Source organism: Thiomicrorhabdus arctica DSM 13458, from assembly GCF_000381085.1.
Lineage (GTDB): Bacteria > Pseudomonadota > Gammaproteobacteria > Thiomicrospirales > Thiomicrospiraceae > Thiomicrorhabdus > Thiomicrorhabdus arctica.
In genome coordinates this window covers 500,865-520,347 of the sequence record NZ_KB905899.1, presented here as the reverse complement: position 1 = coordinate 520,347, position 19,483 = coordinate 500,865, and the positions used below count along the sequence as shown (strand labels likewise).

Annotated in this window: 22 protein-coding genes; 11 read left to right on the top strand and 11 right to left on the bottom strand. The window is 40.8% G+C overall.

Going from position 1 to position 19,483, the window contains the following annotated elements; genetic code table 11:
- Nucleotides 1-267 precede the first annotated feature (267 nt).
- The 4 genes from F612_RS12840 (at nucleotide 268) to F612_RS0102360 (ending at nucleotide 4,957) form a co-directional block, all read left to right on the top strand.
- Nucleotides 268-1,908, top strand: coding sequence for a GGDEF domain-containing protein (locus tag F612_RS12840; RefSeq protein WP_019556147.1), 1,641 nt, complete (start codon nucleotides 268-270; stop codon nucleotides 1,906-1,908).
- Between the two features lie 144 nt (nucleotides 1,909-2,052).
- Entirely contained in the window at nucleotides 2,053-2,997 is a 945-nt protein-coding gene (gene ylqF, locus F612_RS0102370) for a ribosome biogenesis GTPase YlqF (RefSeq protein WP_019556146.1), read from the top strand.
- A gap of 621 nt (nucleotides 2,998-3,618) precedes the next feature.
- Complete coding sequence (locus tag F612_RS0102365) at nucleotides 3,619-4,272, top strand: phosphoribosyltransferase (RefSeq protein WP_019556145.1); 654 nt, start codon at nucleotides 3,619-3,621, stop codon at nucleotides 4,270-4,272.
- The gene (locus tag F612_RS0102360; RefSeq protein WP_019556144.1) at nucleotides 4,262-4,957 is read left to right on the top strand and encodes a dienelactone hydrolase family protein; all 696 of its coding nucleotides are present in this window, start codon (nucleotides 4,262-4,264) and stop codon (nucleotides 4,955-4,957) included. Before F612_RS0102365 ends, F612_RS0102360 begins: the two co-directional genes overlap by 11 nt.
- An 89-nt stretch (nucleotides 4,958-5,046) precedes the next feature.
- On the opposite strand, the gene F612_RS0102355 is transcribed toward F612_RS0102360, so the two are convergent.
- The 8 genes from F612_RS0102355 to F612_RS0102320 form a co-directional block, all read right to left on the bottom strand.
- Nucleotides 5,047-5,877, bottom strand: a complete 831-nt coding sequence (locus F612_RS0102355) for a PilZ domain-containing protein (protein WP_019556143.1) — start codon at nucleotides 5,875-5,877, stop codon at nucleotides 5,047-5,049.
- A gap of 39 nt (nucleotides 5,878-5,916) precedes the next feature.
- Nucleotides 5,917-6,177, bottom strand: a complete 261-nt coding sequence (locus F612_RS0102350; RefSeq protein ID WP_019556142.1) for a hypothetical protein — start codon at nucleotides 6,175-6,177, stop codon at nucleotides 5,917-5,919.
- Nucleotides 6,178-6,234: 57 nt separating this feature from the next.
- Nucleotides 6,235-6,753, bottom strand: a complete 519-nt coding sequence (locus tag F612_RS0102345; protein ID WP_019556141.1) for an efflux RND transporter periplasmic adaptor subunit — start codon at nucleotides 6,751-6,753, stop codon at nucleotides 6,235-6,237.
- Nucleotides 6,750-8,195, bottom strand: a complete 1,446-nt coding sequence (locus F612_RS12015; RefSeq protein WP_083917270.1) for a TolC family protein — start codon at nucleotides 8,193-8,195, stop codon at nucleotides 6,750-6,752. Before F612_RS12015 ends, F612_RS0102345 begins: the two co-directional genes overlap by 4 nt.
- A 10-nt stretch (nucleotides 8,196-8,205) precedes the next feature.
- Entirely contained in the window at nucleotides 8,206-8,760 is a 555-nt protein-coding gene (locus tag F612_RS0102335) for a thioredoxin family protein (RefSeq protein WP_019556139.1), read from the bottom strand.
- A 66-nt stretch (nucleotides 8,761-8,826) separates the two neighbouring features.
- Complete coding sequence (locus F612_RS0102330) at nucleotides 8,827-9,345, bottom strand: TlpA disulfide reductase family protein (protein ID WP_019556138.1); 519 nt, start codon at nucleotides 9,343-9,345, stop codon at nucleotides 8,827-8,829.
- A 49-nt stretch (nucleotides 9,346-9,394) separates the two neighbouring features.
- Nucleotides 9,395-10,102: a DnaA regulatory inactivator Hda gene (gene hda, locus F612_RS0102325; protein WP_019556137.1), complete on the bottom strand. Its 708-nt coding sequence runs from the start codon at nucleotides 10,100-10,102 to the stop codon at nucleotides 9,395-9,397.
- Nucleotides 10,102-11,271: a DUF2066 domain-containing protein gene (locus F612_RS0102320; protein WP_019556136.1), complete on the bottom strand. Its 1,170-nt coding sequence runs from the start codon at nucleotides 11,269-11,271 to the stop codon at nucleotides 10,102-10,104. Before F612_RS0102320 ends, hda begins: the two co-directional genes overlap by 1 nt.
- 141 nt (nucleotides 11,272-11,412) lie before the next feature.
- Here F612_RS0102320 and purM point away from each other — a divergent pair, with 141 nt between their 5' ends.
- The 7 genes from purM to F612_RS0102285 all read left to right on the top strand — a co-directional run bounded on the left by purM (nucleotide 11,413) and on the right by F612_RS0102285 (nucleotide 17,039).
- Nucleotides 11,413-12,462 (top strand): phosphoribosylformylglycinamidine cyclo-ligase, encoded by a 1,050-nt coding sequence (gene purM, locus F612_RS0102315; RefSeq protein ID WP_019556135.1) that lies wholly within the window; start codon nucleotides 11,413-11,415, stop codon nucleotides 12,460-12,462.
- A 138-nt stretch (nucleotides 12,463-12,600) separates the two neighbouring features.
- Nucleotides 12,601-13,266 (top strand): phosphoribosylglycinamide formyltransferase, encoded by a 666-nt coding sequence (gene purN, locus F612_RS0102310; RefSeq protein ID WP_019556134.1) that lies wholly within the window; start codon nucleotides 12,601-12,603, stop codon nucleotides 13,264-13,266.
- A 54-nt stretch (nucleotides 13,267-13,320) separates the two neighbouring features.
- On the top strand, nucleotides 13,321-14,124 hold the full coding sequence (locus tag F612_RS0102305) for a DUF3108 domain-containing protein (protein ID WP_026329583.1): 804 nt from the start codon (nucleotides 13,321-13,323) through the stop codon (nucleotides 14,122-14,124).
- A complete protein-coding gene (gene dcd, locus F612_RS0102300; protein WP_019556131.1) occupies nucleotides 14,121-14,738 on the top strand; it encodes a dCTP deaminase in 618 nt (205 codons plus the stop codon). The genes F612_RS0102305 and dcd overlap by 4 nt, the downstream gene beginning before the upstream one ends.
- Before the next feature lie 123 nt (nucleotides 14,739-14,861).
- Entirely contained in the window at nucleotides 14,862-15,524 is a 663-nt protein-coding gene (locus F612_RS12835) for an START domain-containing protein (protein WP_019556130.1), read from the top strand.
- A gap of 108 nt (nucleotides 15,525-15,632) precedes the next feature.
- Complete coding sequence (locus F612_RS0102290) at nucleotides 15,633-16,064, top strand: hypothetical protein (RefSeq protein ID WP_019556129.1); 432 nt, start codon at nucleotides 15,633-15,635, stop codon at nucleotides 16,062-16,064.
- A 213-nt stretch (nucleotides 16,065-16,277) separates the two neighbouring features.
- Complete coding sequence (locus tag F612_RS0102285; protein WP_019556128.1) at nucleotides 16,278-17,039, top strand: DUF4395 domain-containing protein; 762 nt, start codon at nucleotides 16,278-16,280, stop codon at nucleotides 17,037-17,039.
- Between the two features lie 75 nt (nucleotides 17,040-17,114).
- Here the strand turns inward: F612_RS0102285 and arfB are convergent, their stop codons facing one another.
- The 3 genes from arfB to ilvA form a co-directional block, all read right to left on the bottom strand.
- Nucleotides 17,115-17,528 (bottom strand): alternative ribosome rescue aminoacyl-tRNA hydrolase ArfB, encoded by a 414-nt coding sequence (arfB, locus tag F612_RS0102280; protein ID WP_019556127.1) that lies wholly within the window; start codon nucleotides 17,526-17,528, stop codon nucleotides 17,115-17,117.
- Between the two features lie 61 nt (nucleotides 17,529-17,589).
- Nucleotides 17,590-17,862, bottom strand: coding sequence for a hypothetical protein (locus F612_RS0102275; RefSeq protein ID WP_019556126.1), 273 nt, complete (start codon nucleotides 17,860-17,862; stop codon nucleotides 17,590-17,592).
- Nucleotides 17,863-17,881: 19 nt separating this feature from the next.
- A complete protein-coding gene (gene ilvA / locus F612_RS0102270) occupies nucleotides 17,882-19,408 on the bottom strand; it encodes a threonine ammonia-lyase, biosynthetic (protein WP_019556125.1) in 1,527 nt (508 codons plus the stop codon).
- Between the last annotated feature and the right edge of the window lie 75 nt (nucleotides 19,409-19,483).

Genomic DNA, 19,483 nt, shown 5'->3' with positions numbered 1-19,483 from the left:
TTTTAGACTGATTCTTGGGTTTCTCAAGGAACCAACCAGGCCTGGTTGGTTTTTTTGTGTCCTTAATTCCATTTTAAAGCGCTCATTAATGGCGTCCAATCACCTAAACTTATAGACCTACCCTGCTGTAAAACTCATCCCTATGCTCTAGACGCCAGAAATGCGTGCTCTCATTAAAAAAATATACACCACGGTGATAAATACTAATCAGCTACCTATTTTTAATTCGTTATAATTCATTATTGACTTAATTTAAGTGAATAATGAATGAGTAACTCAGTGATAAATCCCTCCGATTTTGTCGTTAATATTGATGACCTACCAATCCATATTACAATTTATCAAGTTAAAGAGGGTGATGTTTATTTGGTTGATTTAAATGTGGCCGCACAGGTCAACGAGAAATTGAATAAAAACGAACTTATTGGTAAAAAACTCCTCGAAGAATTTCCAAGTGCTAAAACATCAGGACTCTTTGACACCATTTTAGAAGTTTACAAAACGGGTGAAAGCCAAAATCTCGATTTAATGTTATACCAAGATACGCATGCTCATCGTTGGAAGAAGAATTACGTTATCAAGCTGTCCAATGGAAACATCATGTCACTCTTTGACGATTTGACGGTGCAAAAGAAACTTGAACTTGAGCTGACTAAAGAAAAAAAACGTCTCGAAGATGCTCAGAAACTAGCCCACCTAGGAAGTTGGGAATGGAATATAGTCGACAATTCATTATCATGGTCGGATGAAGTCTTTCGGATAATTGGTGAACAGCCACAATCTTTCATACCGACTTATGAAAAATTTACCTCCTATATTCCAATCAATGAGCTCGCCGCCGTCGAGTCCGCCATCAGTGAATCACTCGCGACGACACAAAACTACAATGTGATTCACCGTGTCATTAGAAGTGACGGTGGGGTTCGTTTTGTACAAGAGACCGGCATTCCCTTCTTTGATGATAATGGCGAACCCTCGCATATGATTGGTACGGTGTATGACATAACCGAGACGCATAATTTCAAGGTTGAACTAGAGAAAACCTCTTCCGAATTGCACACGGTTTTTGAAGTCAACCCACACATCACCTTTATCACTGACGGTCAAAAAATCCTCACGGTCAATCGTAAATTTCTAGCTTTTACAGGCTGTAAAACTTTGCTCGAATTTAAGGTCAAACATAAATGTTTTAGTGAACTATTCATCTCAAGAGAGGGTTATCTTGACCCCGCTATAAATAAACATAACTGGGTTGCCCACGTGGCACATAACCCTGAGCAATCACATAAGGTACTGATGGTGAAGTCTGACTGTGAATACACTTTCTCAGCGCATGCCACCCGCTATTCTCTGGACAACCATTATAAGTATATTGTGGTATTAGAGGACATCTCTGAACTGGAAAAACATGCCAAAACAGACTATTTAACGCAGCTTTATACTCGTCATAAAGTACATGAAATGTTGCAGCTTAATTTTGATCAATTCCAACGTTATGGACAGGTCTTTTCCATTATTATGCTAGACATTGATCACTTTAAAAAAATTAATGATTCTTTCGGTCATCAAGTCGGCGATTCGGTTCTTAAAAAAATAGCTTCGATTATCCAAGCCAAAACCCGTACCACAGACACGGTTGGTCGCTGGGGAGGAGAAGAGTTTTTAATTATTTGCCCAAACTCAGACATACATGATACCTATAAGTTGGCAGAATGCTTAAGAACCACTATCGAAAATTATCATGTTGAGCCAGTAGGCAAGAATACCGCTAGCCTGGGAGTTCATTGCATACAACAAGATATGAGCATTGAACAACTGATACATGGTGCTGATCAAGCGTTATATTACGCTAAAAATAACAAGCGAAATCGATCTGTTAAGTATCATGCGCATTTGACTGAGCTTTAAAAATAGACGCCTTCATTTAACCTCAATTTGATCTATCAACTGCTTTCTGAATGCCTATTCACAGAACCAAAATACCCATGATTTTGAGGCCTTGTAGCCTACAAATGCTATAATACTTTTATTCAAATCTGTTAGGAAAATATTATGGCCATTCAATGGTATCCGGGTCACATGCACAAGGCTCAAAAAGAAGTTCGTGAAATTTTTAGCCAGATTGATGTCTTTATTGAAGTGTTAGATGCGCGTATTCCATTCAGTAGCCAAAACCCTATGATTGAAGAGATTCGTGGTGATAAACCAACCATTAAAATCCTCAATAAAACAGATTTGGCTGACCCTGAAAATACCCAGGCCTGGCAGGATTATTTTGAACAGCAAAAAAGTGTTAAAACGCTAGCATTCAATTCCCAAATTGGGGATAAGCGCGAACAGATTATTAGCATGATTAAAAAACTGGTGCCTGAAAAAGTCAACTCTGTCAAAACGATTCATGCGTTAATTATTGGCATCCCCAATGTCGGCAAGTCGACCCTGATTAACAACATTACCGGACGTACTATTGCCAAAACAGGCAATGAACCCGCCGTGACTAAAAATCAGCAACGTATTAAGTTGGAAGAAGGCATTACGTTGATCGATACTCCAGGCATGCTATGGCCCAATATTGAAAATGAGAACAGCGGTTATCGTCTAGCGATTACTGGTGGGATTAAAGAGACCGCTTTTGAGCTGCCAGACATTGCCTCTTATGCCTGCGAATATCTATTGTCAGCTTATCCAGAACTTTTAAAAGAACGTTTTAACCTCAAGGAACTCCCTTTAACAGATATAGAACTCTTAGAAGCTATTGGTCGCCAACGAGGTTGTCTACGTTCGGGTGGTATGGTGGATTTAGATAAAGTATCACGCATCCTAATTGTTGAATATCGTGATAATGTATTAGGCAATATTACGTTAGAGACGCCTAAAATGATGGAAACCGAGTTAGAACAGGTTGATCTCCAGCGGCTAAAAAAAGCCGAGAAACTTAAAGCCAAAGAAGAAGATAAAAAGTTGAGACGTGCTCGTCATAAAAGAAATAAAAAATAAGCAAACATCCACAATACATCACACACATTCTTTAACGGCTCTATCCTAAATGCCTGAGCCGTTATCTATTTTGAATCAGCTTAAGACAACATTCATGCCCTCTTCGCCTTGACTGAGTCTCGTCATTAATGGTTTAAATCTACTTCTTTAATCCTACTGTTTTCGTCTTATTTTCCATTTAATGTGTAGTCTGGTAATCATCATATAAATTTTTAGCATAATGATACCGGCTATAATATTCCCCTCATCACACAGCGACTTCAAAGAATCTATCTCAAATCAAGAGCCACAAATAGCTGAAGACAGTAACTGATTTTGAATGTTTAGCGAGATTACTCTCCTTTTTCTTCACACTTATTGCGGCATTCTTTGGTGATGTTCCTGCCTGCAAAACAACCTACCTCAATTAACTTATATAATTTTGTCATCAATAATGATTGTCGAATTTAAGACAAACTTAAATAATTTAATCATATATTATTGATTTTAAACAACTAACGGATAAAAATTCGCTAATTTACTTATCCCTTAATTGACAAATCGTATGGGTATTTTTATGCTTAATTTAAACGCCATGAGCTGACAAAATTTAGTGGCTTTGAAAGAATAGAGGTGCGAATTATGCAAACCATAATACCCAATAGAACTGTGGCTGGGCATGAACTTGCAGAAGCGTTATCCTCTTATAAGAACCCAGAAAATGTCATTGTTCTGGCCTTACCCAGAGGCGGTGTACCGATTGCTTCTGAGATCGCTGAAAAGCTCAATGCTCCACTGGATTTATTGCTGGTCAGAAAATTAGGGACTCCTGGCTATTCTGAATTGGCGATGGGGGCAATCGCGAGCAACGGCATTAAATTCTTCAATGAAGACATCGTACTTCGCTATGGCATTCATCAGCCTGAATTGGATGTCGTTGAAAAAAGGGAGCGTTTAGAACTTAATCGTCGTGCTCAACTTTATCGTGGCAAGCGCCCTTTTCCCAACCTTAACCATAAAATTGTCATTCTCGTGGATGACGGGGTAGCCACAGGCGCAACGATGTCTGTTGCAATTGAGGCCGTCAAGCAACTCACACCGCAGAAAATAATCGTGGCGATTCCTGTGGCCTCACCAGACAGTATCGAGGCCTTACGCCAAATGGCCGATGAGGTTATCTGCTTGTTACAACCATCACGACTGTCATCGATTGGACAGTGGTATGCAGAATTTCCCCAAGTCAGCGATGCAACCGTTATCAATCTACTTAATCAGGCCTGGTCAAATGAGTCTTAAACCAAAAAAATCAAATACTGATAAAATCACATCTCAAAGCACGATGCAAACCATTAATATTCATACTGATACAGTTGAGTTAGAAGGGTTTTTAACCGTACCAAAATCGGCAACAGGGTTGGTTGTATTTGTCCATGGCAGTGGCAGCAGTCGATTCAGCGAACGTAACCAATATGTTGCCGAGCGACTCAACCGCGCTGGACTGGCGACCTTACTATTTGATTTACTGACCTCAGAAGAGAGTGCGATCGATACCAGAACACGTGAATATCGTTTTAACATTGATTTACTCAGTCAAAGAACCATCGCAACAGTTGATTGGATAGCGGACCAGCAACCCCTGGAAAAGCTCTCCATTGGTTTATTTGGCGCAAGTACAGGTGCCGCAGCCGCACTGGTGACCGCCAAAGCCAGGGCAAATGAAATAGAATGCATCGTGTTAAGGGGTGGACGCCCAGATTTGGCTGTAGCCGCTCTACCTGAGGTGATTGCACCGACTTTATTGATTGTCGGCAGTCGAGATATAGATGTTTTACACCTCAACCAACTCGCTAAACAGGCCATGAAATGTGAATGCAAACTAATCACTATCGAAGGGGCGACTCATTTATTTGAGGAACTAGGTACTTTAAAAGCAGTTACCGTAACAGCAAGAGAGTGGTTTCTTAGGTATCTCGAAGAGTAAATCAATACCTTAATAGTAATGTCTCGAAGGCGTATGAATGAAGAATAAAATGGCGACAGAAGCATGAATTATGCAACAAACAGAGCTCCTTAGTGTTCGTTTAAATATTCTGTCGCAATCTTCAAGGCTTCATCGGCACTCAGACCTTGATGCATAAAATCATACGCCACTTGCTGTTGCTCGGTTAAAAAGCGATTTTCAAAATCGGCTATTAACGTTTTCCACCCTTGTCGATCACCCAGGTCATCGGGAGTGTGTGCCAATAACTTTGCAAGCATGCCTAAGGAGAGCGTTGTGTCACTCATGTGGTTATAATAGCGCGAGAACTGCTGAAAGACCTCATTCAGGGTTTCAATATCGACTTGTCCCTGTTTTGCACCTTGTGCATGCTTGATACTATCCTCTAGATCTTGTAGAAGCGTTGACCCCCATTGGCGGCTCGACTGAAGCTGAGAGACGGCCAAATTCAAAGCCATACTTGCTTCCTGAAAATCACCTTCATCCGTTGACAGTGCTGAACCATCATCAATGAAATCAAACTCTGTCATTTCAGAATTCTGCATCGACACCAATGCACTTTTGGCATCAGTCATCACAATTCGGTGATGAGATAATAGTTGTGCACTGCTGACCTGGGTGATGTGACAACCACATAATAATCGTTCACCCGATGCTCTTTGATGAACCACTTCAACCCTTTCTAAACAGTAAATTTCATCGGTTTCGGTGTTTTTAATCCTTAAACTCACCTGCTGTCCAGGTAGAAATAAATCGGCATCATCCAACCAAAAACTTAAGCCGGTAAGGTTGACATCAAATCCCTCAAAAGGTTCAGAAAACGTTTCATCATCGTGATCCGTGACTAAGAAAGAGCGCGGAAATCGTGAGGATTGTCGCTGTTCAAGATCCATTTGAATCATAATAACTCTCCAACTGCAGCATCTATCAAACGACGTCTATTAAGATTGCTTAAAGCCAAGTGCTAAGCACTCTGACTCTGGCAACCAACCTAGGCAACTTCTTACCTTCAGGGATTGGTAATTACGCACCACCGGCATGACCGCAAGCGTCCCCCAGACAATTTGATACCAATGCCATCCAATCGCAGAAGGTTGTGAGGACCACCAAAGATTATTCACACCAAAATGTTTGGTTTTAAAGACTAGATGAATGGCTAAACGCCAATATTTTAAGCCATACTCTATTCTGGTCGATATCATTATTTTCTCCAAAAGGTGTGTGTTAATGCTTTCAGCACAGCACATTGTAAAACGTGTTTATATTTCTAGATCAATCAGTGGACTATTTTCTTTGTAAACCGTTGTTCCTAATGGCGCATGAATCTTAAGCACTTTACCATCCACTGGAGCGACAATATAAGTATATTTTGACCAGGCCTGTTGCAAGGCAACATCAGCCTTTGCTTGCTGAAAAGCGGCACTGGCAACGTCATATGCTAATTGTGCGGCATCGCGAGTCCGTTTGGATGTCACTGTTCGCTCATAGAGATCCAAGGCTTGGTCCAACTCAATTTGAGCATCTGCTAATTTGGCTTTTTGCAGACGCAGTATCGCTTGCAAACTGTTTAATTTTGCTTGAAAACGATCGGCGTCTAGAGTCAGTAGACGATCACCTTTCTTAACGATCTGACCTGCTTGCACGTATACTTTAGAGACTTGTCCGGCAACCAAAGCGCCTACCTTAACCGTCTCAGCATATAGGGTTGTGCTGTATAACCCTACGGTTAAAACCAGCGTAACCATTGATAATCTACCAAGTTTTTGCTGCAATTTCACGAGTGCATTTCCTGTTTATTTAAGCTTAGTTTGAATGGACTATCATCCGATTTTTGTCCGTTATCCAGACACACTTTTTTACCCATTAAATAATCTATTTGCGACCACAATAAGGCCTGTTTGAATTGCCATGCCACTAGGTCATAATTCGCTTGTGATAAACGCACCATGGAATCACCTAAATCAGTCGCCGACTCATGTTCATATAAGGCACGACTGTAATCTAAATAGAGATCTGCATAATCACCAAAAGCTTGGTGTTGTTTCTTTTCCGCTTGTAGCAGTTTAATTTGAAAATACAGCTCCGTCACTTCTTTCCGTAAGGATTGAGACGATTGTTGATATTCAGCTTCTGTTACAGAAAAATTCGCTTTGGCTGTTGCGACTGCAGCCTCTTCTGTGCCACCATCATATAAAGGAATATTCACAGAAAGTTCTGCGCGCCAAGTGCCTTCTCGAACATTAGGATAACTGGAAAGTTTTCCAGCCCAAGCATCTGCCCTTAACGTTGGGCTGCCCACAGCAAGTGCACTTTCTAAAGCCAATCTCTGACTCTCTAAACGTTGTGATACAGCATGTAATTTAGGACTCTCACGTAACACTTGTTCCTGTAATTCTTGCAAATCCACATCCTTAAGGGAACGTTTTGAGAAGCTCTTAAGATTGGGGAACGTAAATTCACCAGGCCTGGCATTTGGCTGATGTAAAATATTGGCTAACTGAACACGGGTCTGTAATTGCCGTGATTCAGAGCGCGTTCGATCGACGAGTATTTTCTGATAGCTTAGGTCAGCTGCCAATAGGTCGACATCTGAACGTTGGCCGATGGCATGAAGATCTTTGATCTTATCAAAATTTACATACTCCACAGCCATAGCTTCATCGTCGACGCGAAACTGAAAATCAGACAGTAGAACATTAAAAAAGGCTTGCATGACCGCTAATTTTTGTTGGTTTAATACCGACTTGATGAGCAGCTGTTCAGCGACTACATTTTGTTGCGCAGATTTAATGGATAAGTCACTTTGGTTAAAATCGTATAAAACCTTACCTAGATGTAACGCTAATTGATGGTGATCTTGCGTGTCTTGAGCAAACTCCCTCCAGCCTAATCGTCCCTCGATATTCGCTTGCCAATTTGCTGTGATCTGGCTCGCAAGAGTGTCACCTTTCGCTTGCTGCAGTCGTGCATTTTGCAATTGTATTTGAGGCGTATGCAAAGGATATTCGCTCAACAAATATTCTAACGTTAAAGGATTCGGCAAATCATTGTCGTCCCCCTTAATGGCTGAATCCGCTGCCACTGACTTTTTTTCATTTATGTCCATCGCTTGAGCGAATACTGGTGTGCTCTGCACCTCTAAGACAACAATTAAACCAAATAAGGTGGTCAATATACCCTTTTTGAGATTAGATGATTTTTTAATGCCCATTACTTTCATAATAATGTAATTACTCTCTAGCGGCTAATTTACGAGCTCGTTTATAAGCGGTAAAGGATTGTGTCTGGTAACTGCCATCAAGGACATATTCTGCTAGCCATTTAAACTCTTCTTTAGTGCGCGTTGGCCCAGTGTATTTCACCAATGGCTTACCATTCGTATCAAAAATCATCATCACCGGCGTCGCTCGGACGCGATACTTATTCTTTGCTAATGCCTTACTGGTACTTTCTGTGCCGTCAAAATCAACAACTGTTTGACTGCCCTCTATATCAAACATAAAGGTCAAAAAATTATTTTTATAAAGCGAAATCACATCGGGTTCAGTCATAATTGTGCTACGCATACGGTGACAAAATGGGCACTCTTCCATGTGAAAGAACATAAAGATGCCTTTTTTGCCGGTCTCTTTCGCGACCTCGAGTTCTTCTTGGTAATTACCGAACGATTCATCAAAAAACACGTCCTTAGCCGACCAGGCCGGAGAGCTTAAGCCCATTAAAACAGGTAAAAAAGACGATACTAAAATCACCCTTAAAAATCGTTTAACGTTTGTTATTCTCATTTTAATTTTCCTTAAACCCAATAAGCTGAACATGCCAATGCGATCGCAAGACCACCTTCCGACTGGTTATTTTTTAGCCGCCTTCATCTCACTGTAGGTTTTCATAAAGTTTTCTAACATCGCTTGATCAACCATTCCTGTTCTTGCCGCAACCACGGTACCATCTGGTGCCACCATATAACTCGTAGGTAAACCTTGCAAGGGTCCAAAAGGGGTTGTTCTACCATCTGCTTTGCTTTCAAATCGGACGATTGGATAATTAATCATTTGGGAGTCGGCGAAGGCTTTTACTTTTTTGACGTCAACCGTTTCGTAATTGACACCAATCACAATGGCATCTTTGTCCTTATGTGCTTGATGAAACATCACTAAGTCTGGAATTTCGACCAAACAAGGCGGACACCAAGTTGCCCATAAATTAACGATGACCCACTTGCCTTTATAATCCGACAACATAGATTCTTTACCATCTAAATCGATAAACTTAATATCTTCTTTAGGTGGCTCAGCATAGGTCGCGGGACTCCAACTGAAAACCGTTAATAAAGCGATGGCAAAAGGTATTTTTAAAGCTGATATATTCATAAAATGGTTCCTATTTTCTAAATTTTGAAAAATTATGTAAATTTGTATTCTAAGCTCTCTGCAAGACTTGTTTAACAAACGGTAAGGTCAACCGCCTCTTTTCGACTAACGTAGCTTGTTCTAATAACTGTAAGACTGCGAGTAATTCTTGAAGGTCTGCTGAAAACTGTTTCACTAAATAATTACCTACGTCATTCGGCAACTCGAAACCTAAACGTTTACTATGGCGCTGTAGCGCAATGATAACCTCTTCTTTTTCGATCACAGCATGCAGTTCAATTGGCAATACCATCATTAATGCTTTTGCCAACTCATTGGTTTTAATAGACCAATCATTGATACTGATTTGTCCTGCAAGTATTACGGTATGTCCTTGAACGCTTGACTTGGTAATCAAATTAGCCAAAGCAAGTTCCCACTTAGAGTCGCCAACAATTTCAGCCATATCATCCAAACAAACTAAAGGTGTCTGCTCTAAACCAATTAAAATATCTGGAATTAAAGGCAACGAATGGTCACCAAATGGTAAATAAACACTGGCCTGCCCTCTTTCAGTTACATACCGACAGGACGCTTGCAATAGATGCGTTTTACCTGCACCACTCTCACCATATAAATAAAATGCATTGCCATTGGTTTGTTGTAACGCGCTCTGTAATCCATTTAAAGCGACAGCTTGAGACTCTTGTTCAGTTACAAATGTCTCAAAGCAGGCATCATCTCGTAAACCGATTTTTAACGGCATTTGTACAAACACTATTGAACCCCTTGAAGGTTTTTATCTGCGCTTGGATTATCCAAACCTAACGACTCATAAATATGAGGACTTAACTTAACATCCACTTGATGTAAATTCTTTGACTGACTCACAAAGTCCGTCAATTTCCACTGACGAATCCAGTCACTGACCTTTTGAAAATCATCTTGATACTGTATTTCATACTGTGCCAGCCCCGACTGTAAAGACAATAATCTAGCCGATTTAATCATCGGGTGATTGGCTTTTAGCTGTGCCTCGATAATTTGAATCTGATCTGCTTTAACAATATTAGAAACGTTTAAAGTAATTTTCTTTGCCTCACTAGAGTTTTGCTGGGCAAATAACGCATAGTGCTGCATAACCTGCTCAAACATCGTTTGTAGCAATTGTTGCTGATTATTTCCTCGCCCTTCTCCTTTCGCGAAAACGACAGCCGACGGCGCAAACAAATACCATGATAACTCATACGTGGAATCGCTCAACACTTGCAACTTAAAACTCAAAAGATAATCATTATTGGTCGTTAATAAAACTTCCGATATCGTCGAATTAGACTGTTCAGGGCTCACAGGAAAAACCCAAAGTTGATCTGATACTGGCAAATCAATCGGTAGAGACATTTTTTCAGGGTAGTCACGGAACTCAATATCCACACGATAACGCATTTTATCTTGTGTGAGTTTTAATAATTCTCCTTTCTGAAGAAAATTCCCCATCACTAATGTCCTAGGGCGTTGTTCTAAAGGCCAAATGGGCACTCTATGGTTTTTAAATGCTGCATTCAAACGTGACGCTGAAAACTGCAATACAATATCTTGACCAATTTGAACACCTTCGTCTATTCTAGGCTTAATATCGTACCGATCTAACCAAGATTTGGGACTCTTAAGATAGCCTCGAGCGACGGCACTCTCTAGAAAACTCGTTTGACCGGTCATTTTAACTAATAATGTTTCCATACCTAAAGTGATGGCTTGTTCTAATACTTGTTGGTTTTTAGCCGCACTGGAGCGATCTACAGTATCGTCATAAGGTAAAACAACCTTAAAAAAATCGGCATCGTTGCTCTGAATTCTAGAGGTCTTTTCACCTAAGTTTTCAGCCGCTTGACCCGTTTGTATCACACTCATCAACAACAATAGTGTGAATAGGCGAAAACTTCTCATATCTGCTCCTTTAAATTTCGTTACAATATCATAATGTTTTTTAATTACGTCGGTACAGACTTTTGCCTGTAATGTCAGCCTTTTTCAAGGTTTTGCACGACTTTAAACCAAAATGTTTAAACAATAAGTTAGAAAGAGACTATGACAACAAATAAACAATCAATTAGTTACAAAGACGCAGGTGTGGATATTGACGCAGGAAATGCTTTAGTTGAAGCCATTAAACCTATTGCAAAAGCAACCACCCGCCCTGAAGTCCCTTCTTCTTTAGGTGGCTTTGGTGCCTTGTTTGAATTGGATATGACGAAATACAAAAATCCAATTTTAGTCTCAGGAACAGACGGCGTAGGAACCAAACTACGTCTGGCAATTGACAGTGGTAAACATGACAAGGTCGGAATTGATCTCGTCGCTATGTGTGTTAACGACTTGATTGTCCAAGGTGCTGAGCCTTTATTCTTCTTAGATTACTACGCAACAGGCAAGCTAGAGCTTGATGTAGCCGTTGATGTCGTTAAAGGCATTGGCGAAGGTTGTTTACAAGCAGGTTGTGCGTTAATCGGTGGCGAAACCGCTGAAATGCCAGGTATGTATCCTAAGGGTGACTATGATCTAGCCGGTTTCTGCGTTGGTATCGTGGAAAAAGCAGATTTAATTGATGGCACTAAGGTGAAGGCCGGGGATGTCATGCTTGGTTTGGCCTCTAGTGGTCCACACTCAAATGGCTACTCATTGATTCGTAAAATTATTGAAGTCAGTGGTGCCGATCTCAATATGGACATGGATGGTCAACCATTAATTGATGCGTTAATGGCCCCTACTCGCATTTATGTTAAGTCTTTATTAGAGTTAATGAAATCTGTCGAAATTCATGCCGTATCTCATATTACGGGTGGTGGTCTCTTAGAGAACCTACCGCGTGTTATGCCAAAAAACACTATGGCAAACATTGATACCAATAGTTGGAAACGCCCTGCGGTATTCGACTGGATTCAAGCCAATGGTAACGTTGAATTTGAAGAGATGCACCGAACTCTGAACTGCGGCATAGGTCTTGTTATTGTCATCGATGAAAAAAATCAAAAACACGCTATTGATCTATTAACAGCGGCTGGTGAAACGGTTTCTGTGATTGGTAAAATTGAAGCTTCAGAGCAATCTGAGCCTTCGGTTAAACTGGTTAAAAACTAGTTTAAACCATATTGTGTTACTCCCTTAAACCCTGAGGTTTCAAGGAGTAATACGACACCTACAAATCAATCGCCTTTTGTATGTCTTGCTTCATCTCCCCTTTTATTTTCATTGCAATAAGCCCTTAAGATAATTCCTATGCAAAATTCTCACTCTATTTCCCGTATCGCTATTCTCATTTCTGGCAGCGGATCCAATCTTCAAGCCATTATTGACCATCAAAAATTGCACTCGGATTTATATGAAATTGCTCTGGTAATTTCTAACAAAGCCGATGCTTATGGTTTAGTTAGGGCTCAAAAGGCAAATATCCCAACCATGGTGATTGAACATACCCACTATAATGACCGCGAATCATTTGATGCAAAGCTACAACAGGCACTAGAAGAAGCTAAGATTGATTTCATTGTTCTAGCAGGTTTTATGCGCATTTTAACAAAAGGATTTACGCAACATTTTTTGGGTAAAATGATTAATATCCACCCCTCATTACTGCCAAAATATACGGGACTACACACACACCAACGCGCCTTAGATTCCAGCGACAAAGAACACGGCTTGAGCATTCACTTTGTCACGCCCGAACTTGATAATGGTCCCGTTATATTGCAAGCCGTCGTCAAGATTGATCCAAATGAAACCGAAACCAGCTTAAGAGAAAAGGTTCACCAGCAAGAGCACATCGCTTATCCAATTGTCATTGAATGGTTTGCATTAGGTCGCCTCTCTTTTAAAGATAATCAGGCCTGGTTAGATCAGAAAAGATTAATACAACCTCAAGTATTAAGTAAGACAATCATCTAGGCTATTTAATATAATTGAATCCTTTGTATGTTTCAGCTCACGGAAGGAATAAGAATGTTTAATCTACGATCCAGTCCGCTCAATCGTTCAAAGTGCCCAAGTAGATCTTTAGGTATAAAGTGGCTAACACGCTCAAACATTTTTTTTAGATTACTCTCAGCGACGTTTATCATGTTTTTCTCTCTCAACAGTTCAGCCGCTACCCTACCTAATTTTTCAGCGGTGTATGATGTCAATGCCTATGGCATCGATCTAGGTGAAGCAAAACAAAGTTTCAACTGTCAAAATAGCGATTGTACTTTAATAAGCATAGCAAAACCCAGCGGATTAGCGGCGCTATTCTTTAAAGATTCCTCCGTTGAAACAATCAAACTAACCCAGACAGATAACGAGTTCAAATGGCTAAGTTATCACAAGGTAGGCATCTCTGAAAAAGATGGTGAAAAAATCCAAAAGCAGACCACCTTAACACTGGATGAAACCCATGGACAAATCTGGCATAAAGAAAAACAAAAGGCCTGGCCCATACAGGCGAATATTTATGACTTAATGTCGATTGTTTATGCCATTCAATACAACAAGTTAAATAACCGACCATTAACGGACCTCTATATTCAAGACAACAACTTTCAGGATAAATTAACATTGACATCAAGTGATGAGGTCGAATCCTTGATCTTTGAATTTTCTGAAGAGTGGATTGATGCACTGCGTTACACCTTCGACAGTCAAAATTCTAAAATAGAGTTGTGGTTATTACCAAACTACCACTATTTTCCAGGTAAAATACGCGTAACACATAAAGAAGATGACCGAGCGATTACGCTTAACCTTGCGGAACTACAAAAAATACTATGAAGCTAAGTGATAGAGATATTGTTCAACATCTAAAAGTTGGAAAAATTGCCATCGAACCACAGCCTGGTCCAGAAAAAATCAAAGGCATTAGTGTCGATTTAAGACTCGACAACCGCTTTCGCGTATTTAATGACCATACCGCACCCTATATTGATTTAAGCGGTCCTAAAGACGAAGTTCAAAAAATTATGGACACCGTTATGGGGAATGAAATTCTCATCGCTGATGACCAGTCATTTTTTTTGCATCCAGGTGAGCTCGCTCTGGCAGCCACACTGGAGTCTGTCACAATTCCCGATGACTTAGTCGGCTGGCTAGATGGTCGCTCTAGTCTGGCACGTTTAGGCCTCATGGTGCATGTGACTGCTCACCGAATCGATCCTGGTTGGCATGGTCAAATTGTATTAGAGGTTTTTAATAGCGGAAAACTACCGCTGGCTTTACGCCCTGGAATGGATATTTGCGCCATTAACTTTGAAACACTTTCAAGCCCAGCAGAAAAGCCTTATAACACACGCGCTGATGCAAAGTATAAAAACCAAAGTGGCCCGACCTCAAGCCGAATTAATGAAGACATATCACACCAGGAAGACCAACTCGATTTGCTAAAATAGCCTTTGCCCTTTTGAACTTTATACAACAAAACTTCCGTTTTAATGGCGCAAAAACCTCACCTTAGCCAGGGGGTGTTTTTGCATTTTAGTGAATGCGTAATGAATCGGAAATAGAGTCTCGTCATGATAAAAGCCATTCTCACCCCCTCGATTACCGTAATTGCTATTTTCAGTCTATTAGGTCTATCGAGCTTACCTGCCGTTGCCGCGAATGCGTTAAAAATATTACAAGCAAATACTGCAACTGAATGGGATCGACAGCTCGATGATAAAGGCATTCAGATTTGGATAGCAAGCGCCCAAGACTCTAACTTTAAAAAATTCAAGGGTAATGTTCAAATCGAAGCGCCAATCAACGAAGTTGTCAGCCTGATTCAAGACACCGAACAACTGCCTGACTGGTATTACAATACGGTTACAGCGAAACGTTTGAAGACACCTGAACCGAACCAGCTTCTAAAATATACCGTCACCAAAACACCTTGGCCAGTGACTAATCGCGACTCAGTGGTAATGGGCACAAAAACCATTAGCGAAAATGGCACAGTGACCATCACGCTGGAAGGCCGTCCCGATGAATACCCTCTGCAAGAAAATTTAATTCGTGTCCAAAAACTAACGGGGTATTGGATAATAACGCCAATAACGCCAAGTCGTACTCAAGTTGAATTTATGCTCGCAGCAGAACCTGGTGGAGAGATTCCGAGCTGGCTGGCCAACTCAATGGTAATCGACATGCCATTTTATACTCTTAGAAATCTAAGAAAAAAACTCGAATCAAATTAAAAGCACGTTGCTCTCTGCTGAAGTTGTAAAATCAGAGGTATTCAATAGGCATTAAACCTAATCAAGCAATCAGCACGTTAGATAAAAATACAAATATAAAGGTCTAATATGAAACATTATCACTTCTACTTGAGTTCGGCTTTTAACTTGAGCATACTCATTTTGTTACTCGTAAGTCCAACCACTCAAGCAGTCAATATGCCGCCTGTGGACACTACGAAAATGCAAAATATCATGCTAAAAATGAATCAAATGCAGAATTGTTTATCCGCTATTGATCCAGAAAAATTTAACCAGGCTGAGCAAGCAATGATTCAAGCACATGTTAAAATCACTCGTTTTTGTCAACAGAAAAAGCGGGACTTAGCACAGCAAGAAGCCATTCGATTTACTCAGTTTTTACAGCAATCAGAAACGCTTAATGAGATAGAACGTTGTAATCAGCCTATGCGTGGTGTGCGACCCAGTATGCCACTCATGGAACAAACCTCTGCCATTTTAGCCAAACAAAACATCTGTGATATTATGAGTCCCCCTTAAGCAGACTCTTCTTGTTTTGCTTGGAACTGGCAATGACCGTCCTCCATTAAACAGACTAATGCAAGGTCAAAAAGGAACGAGTTGTTTCCTGTTTTATTTGAAATAGAATGTACACTTTAGCGTTCTCTTATATTCAGAGAACACTCTGCACACTACTATTTTATAGGTGTTTAATTTCGAAGGTCTCATAGCGACTTTAACGAGGAAAAACTTATGTTAGATTTTATGAAGCAATTATGGTTTCGAGACCCTAATGAATCAGCCCTCTATATCAATGAAGTGGCCATGCGTATGCGTGCGGGTATTTTATTGTTTATCCCACTTTATATGGGCTTTACACTGCTTGATGTGGTTTACTCGTCGAGTTGGGTAGTTGATGGCAACACTGCCGTAGATACTTACGATACAGACTGGGATGGAAATATTCTTTATACCGTTGAAGCTGTTAAACGAACCTATGAATACTCAGTGCAAACGGCACTGTTGCTGTATGGCCTGTTCGAAATGCTCGCCGGCATGTTTGTATTTTCTGCGCGTTTTTCACCAACGATTATACTCTGCACCTATTTAGCCAGAAACATACCTCCAGTTTGGAAACCACTTGTGCCTAAACGTTTTGCATGGAGTATTGGCGTTACCTTAATGACGATTTGTTTAGTTTTTTTTAATCCAGAGACTTTTGCCTCTTGGATCAACAACCTTTGGGGCAGTCAACTATTATCAGAAACAGAACAGTTTATTCCTTATTGGATACCCGTCAGTATGGTCTGGGTTTGCATCGGTTTTATGTGGTTAGAAGCGACCTTTGGCTACTGTGTAGGCTGTAAAGTGCATGCTTTACTCGTGTGGATGGGGATTATCAAAGAAGAGTGTTACGATTGTAACAATATTGATTGGGATGAAATTGCCAGAAAACATAAAGCAAAACAAGCGTTAAAAGAGAGCAATGCTTCTGACTCGATGAAACAGCACTAAATATCGTCAACCCTCCAGAAAGAGGACGATGTTATCAGGCCTGGTGACATAGTCCTCTGAGTATCTCTATCAATACTAATCAACCACCTTGCCTCGCAACGCTTTCGTTTTGCTCTGTTTTGTCTTACTGTCCATACGTCTTCTTTGTGAGCCTCTTGTCGGTTTCGTCGGCCGTCTGATCTTCTGCACAACAGTAATGGATTTTACCAACTCTTGTAATCGAACAAGTGCATCCGTACGGTTCTTCTCTTGGGTACGGTGTTGCTGAGCCTTAATAACAATAATGCCCTCTTTAGTCACCCGCTTATCATTTAAAGCGAGTAGTCGCTCTTTATAAACCTCTGGTAAAGAGGAGGTAACAATATCAAAGCGTAAATGAATCGCTGAAGAAACCTTATTGACGTTCTGCCCTCCTGCCCCTTGGGCACGGATGGCGATGAGTTCAATTTCTTCATCGGCTATCGAAACATTTTGCGTAATTTTAAGCATTGTTAGTTTTCCTCGTTGGACTGCTGATGACAGCTAAGCGCCCCTTTGAGTCTAAACGAGTTCATTTAGAAGGTGATCGAAAAAGTGTAATGAGGTGGATTATCTTACTGGTTGCTATCCAGACGATCGCTAAAAAACTAATAATAATCAATAACTGAAAGACAGCTGCTTGATCATTAAACATCGTCAATCCAGCGCGAGTTGAACGAAACCCTTCATGCAAAGCTTCATCGATAAAATCGAACATTCGCCACAATAAGACGATAAACGAAATACTCCAGATAATGCTCCATTTAAGCAACGAGTTGAATAAAAAAGTTGAATCAGAAGGCATTGAAGTAGACCCACCCTCTTTAATGAGTCGGTCTTAAAAACAGTTGATAACCTGGATTTTCTTGTTCATTCACAAATGGATAACCCAGACTTTTAAGATAAATTTCAAAGTCTGCTTGTTGCTCTGGAGGGACCTGGACGCCTATCAAAACACGGCCATAGGCGGCACCGTGGTTACGATAGTGAAATAGACTAATATTCCACTCTTCACTCATATTAATTAAAAATTTCAATAATGCGCCCGGACGTTCAGGGAACTCAAAACGGTACAGCAACTCATTATTAACCCCTTTAGCGTGTCCACCGACCATATAACGTAAATGCAGCTTAGCCATCTCGTTATCACTCATATCCTGAACGGGGTAGGTATGTTGGTGCAAACTATTAAGAATTGCTTGTTTTTCGGCGTGTCCACCTTCTGTTCTAACACCAACAAACACCACAGCTTGTTTGCTATCAGAATAGCGGTAGTTAAATTCGGTAATAGAACGGCGGTTGCCTAATAGCTCACAAAACTTTTTAAAACTGCCTGGGGTTTCCCGAATCGTCACCGCAAAAAGAGCTTCACGCTTTTCACCAATTTCGGTTCTTTCTGAAACATGGCGCAGGCGATCGAAGTTCATGTTCGCGCCACTGACAACACAGGCCATATCTAAACCAGAAACAGCGTATTTGTCGACAAACTTTTTCATACCTGCGACTGATAATGCTCCAGCCGGTTCAGCAATAGCACGTGTATCTTCAAAAATATCTTTCACCGCCGCACAAATCTCATCGGTGGTCACTGTGAACATTTCATCCACACAAGTCTGTGCAATTCTGAACGGAATTTCACCCACTTGAGCCACCGCAACACCATCAGCAAAAATGCCTACTTGATCAAGTACGATACGCTCTCCGGCTTTTAAAGCCTCAGTCATAGATGCAGCATCTTCGGGTTCGATTCCAATAATACGGGTGCTGGGCGAGACCTGTTTGATCACAGAAGCAATGCCAGAAATAAGCCCACCTCCCCCAACAGGAATGAAGATTACGTCAAATGGTTTACTGTGTTGACGTAATATTTCCAAAGCGATAGTACCTTGACCCGCAATAACATCCAAATCATCATATGGGTGAATATAGGTTAACTTTTTTTCGACTTCAAGCGCTTTGGCAAAACGTGAAGCTTCATCGAATGAGTCGCCTTCAAGCACGACATTTCCACCCAAACGTCTCACTGCATTGACTTTTATAGGCGGCGTCGTTCGTGGCATGACAATAGTGGCATCAATCCCCATTTTATTTGCGGAAAGTGCCACACCCTGCGCGTGATTTCCTGCCGAAGCTGTTATCACACCTGCTTTACGCTCAGATTCGCTCAAATGCACCATACGGTTGTATGCACCCCGTATTTTGAATGAAAATACCGGCTGTAAATCTTCTCTTTTTAACCACACTTGGTTTTGCAATCTTTTAGAAAGCAATGGTGCTAATTCAAGTGCTGTTTCAGAGGCCACGTCGTATACCGGTGCTGTTAAAACACGGCGTAATATTTCTTCTGGCATTCCTGATCCTATAAATGATGGCTATCCATTGCGAGCAGTGGAGGAAAGGTTAGAACGTAATCAATAATAATTTAC

What these genes read in the sequence shown, in the direction of transcription:
- F612_RS0102305 (WP_026329583.1), top strand. Translation starts at nt 13,321, where the DNA reads ATGTTTAATCTACGATCCAGTCCGCTCAATCGTTCAAAGTGCCCAAGT.
- ylqF (WP_019556146.1), top strand. Translation starts at nt 2,053, where the DNA reads ATGGCCATTCAATGGTATCCGGGTCACATGCACAAGGCTCAAAAAGAA.
- ilvA (WP_019556125.1), bottom strand. Translation starts at nt 19,408, where the DNA reads ATGCCAGAAGAAATATTACGCCGTGTTTTAACAGCACCGGTATACGAC.
- F612_RS0102360 (WP_019556144.1), top strand. Translation starts at nt 4,262, where the DNA reads ATGAGTCTTAAACCAAAAAAATCAAATACTGATAAAATCACATCTCAA.
- dcd (WP_019556131.1), top strand. Translation starts at nt 14,121, where the DNA reads ATGAAGCTAAGTGATAGAGATATTGTTCAACATCTAAAAGTTGGAAAA.
- F612_RS0102365 (WP_019556145.1), top strand. Translation starts at nt 3,619, where the DNA reads ATGCAAACCATAATACCCAATAGAACTGTGGCTGGGCATGAACTTGCA.
- F612_RS0102320 (WP_019556136.1), bottom strand. Translation starts at nt 11,271, where the DNA reads ATGAGAAGTTTTCGCCTATTCACACTATTGTTGTTGATGAGTGTGATA.
- F612_RS0102355 (WP_019556143.1), bottom strand. Translation starts at nt 5,877, where the DNA reads ATGATTCAAATGGATCTTGAACAGCGACAATCCTCACGATTTCCGCGC.
- F612_RS0102275 (WP_019556126.1), bottom strand. Translation starts at nt 17,862, where the DNA reads ATGCCTTCTGATTCAACTTTTTTATTCAACTCGTTGCTTAAATGGAGC.
- F612_RS12015 (WP_083917270.1), bottom strand. Translation starts at nt 8,195, where the DNA reads ATGAAAGTAATGGGCATTAAAAAATCATCTAATCTCAAAAAGGGTATA.
- F612_RS12840 (WP_019556147.1), top strand. Translation starts at nt 268, where the DNA reads ATGAGTAACTCAGTGATAAATCCCTCCGATTTTGTCGTTAATATTGAT.
- F612_RS0102335 (WP_019556139.1), bottom strand. Translation starts at nt 8,760, where the DNA reads ATGAGAATAACAAACGTTAAACGATTTTTAAGGGTGATTTTAGTATCG.
- arfB (WP_019556127.1), bottom strand. Translation starts at nt 17,528, where the DNA reads ATGCTTAAAATTACGCAAAATGTTTCGATAGCCGATGAAGAAATTGAA.
- F612_RS0102290 (WP_019556129.1), top strand. Translation starts at nt 15,633, where the DNA reads ATGAAACATTATCACTTCTACTTGAGTTCGGCTTTTAACTTGAGCATA.
- F612_RS0102350 (WP_019556142.1), bottom strand. Translation starts at nt 6,177, where the DNA reads ATGATATCGACCAGAATAGAGTATGGCTTAAAATATTGGCGTTTAGCC.
- F612_RS0102330 (WP_019556138.1), bottom strand. Translation starts at nt 9,345, where the DNA reads ATGAATATATCAGCTTTAAAAATACCTTTTGCCATCGCTTTATTAACG.
- F612_RS12835 (WP_019556130.1), top strand. Translation starts at nt 14,862, where the DNA reads ATGATAAAAGCCATTCTCACCCCCTCGATTACCGTAATTGCTATTTTC.
- purM (WP_019556135.1), top strand. Translation starts at nt 11,413, where the DNA reads ATGACAACAAATAAACAATCAATTAGTTACAAAGACGCAGGTGTGGAT.
- F612_RS0102285 (WP_019556128.1), top strand. Translation starts at nt 16,278, where the DNA reads ATGTTAGATTTTATGAAGCAATTATGGTTTCGAGACCCTAATGAATCA.
- purN (WP_019556134.1), top strand. Translation starts at nt 12,601, where the DNA reads ATGCAAAATTCTCACTCTATTTCCCGTATCGCTATTCTCATTTCTGGC.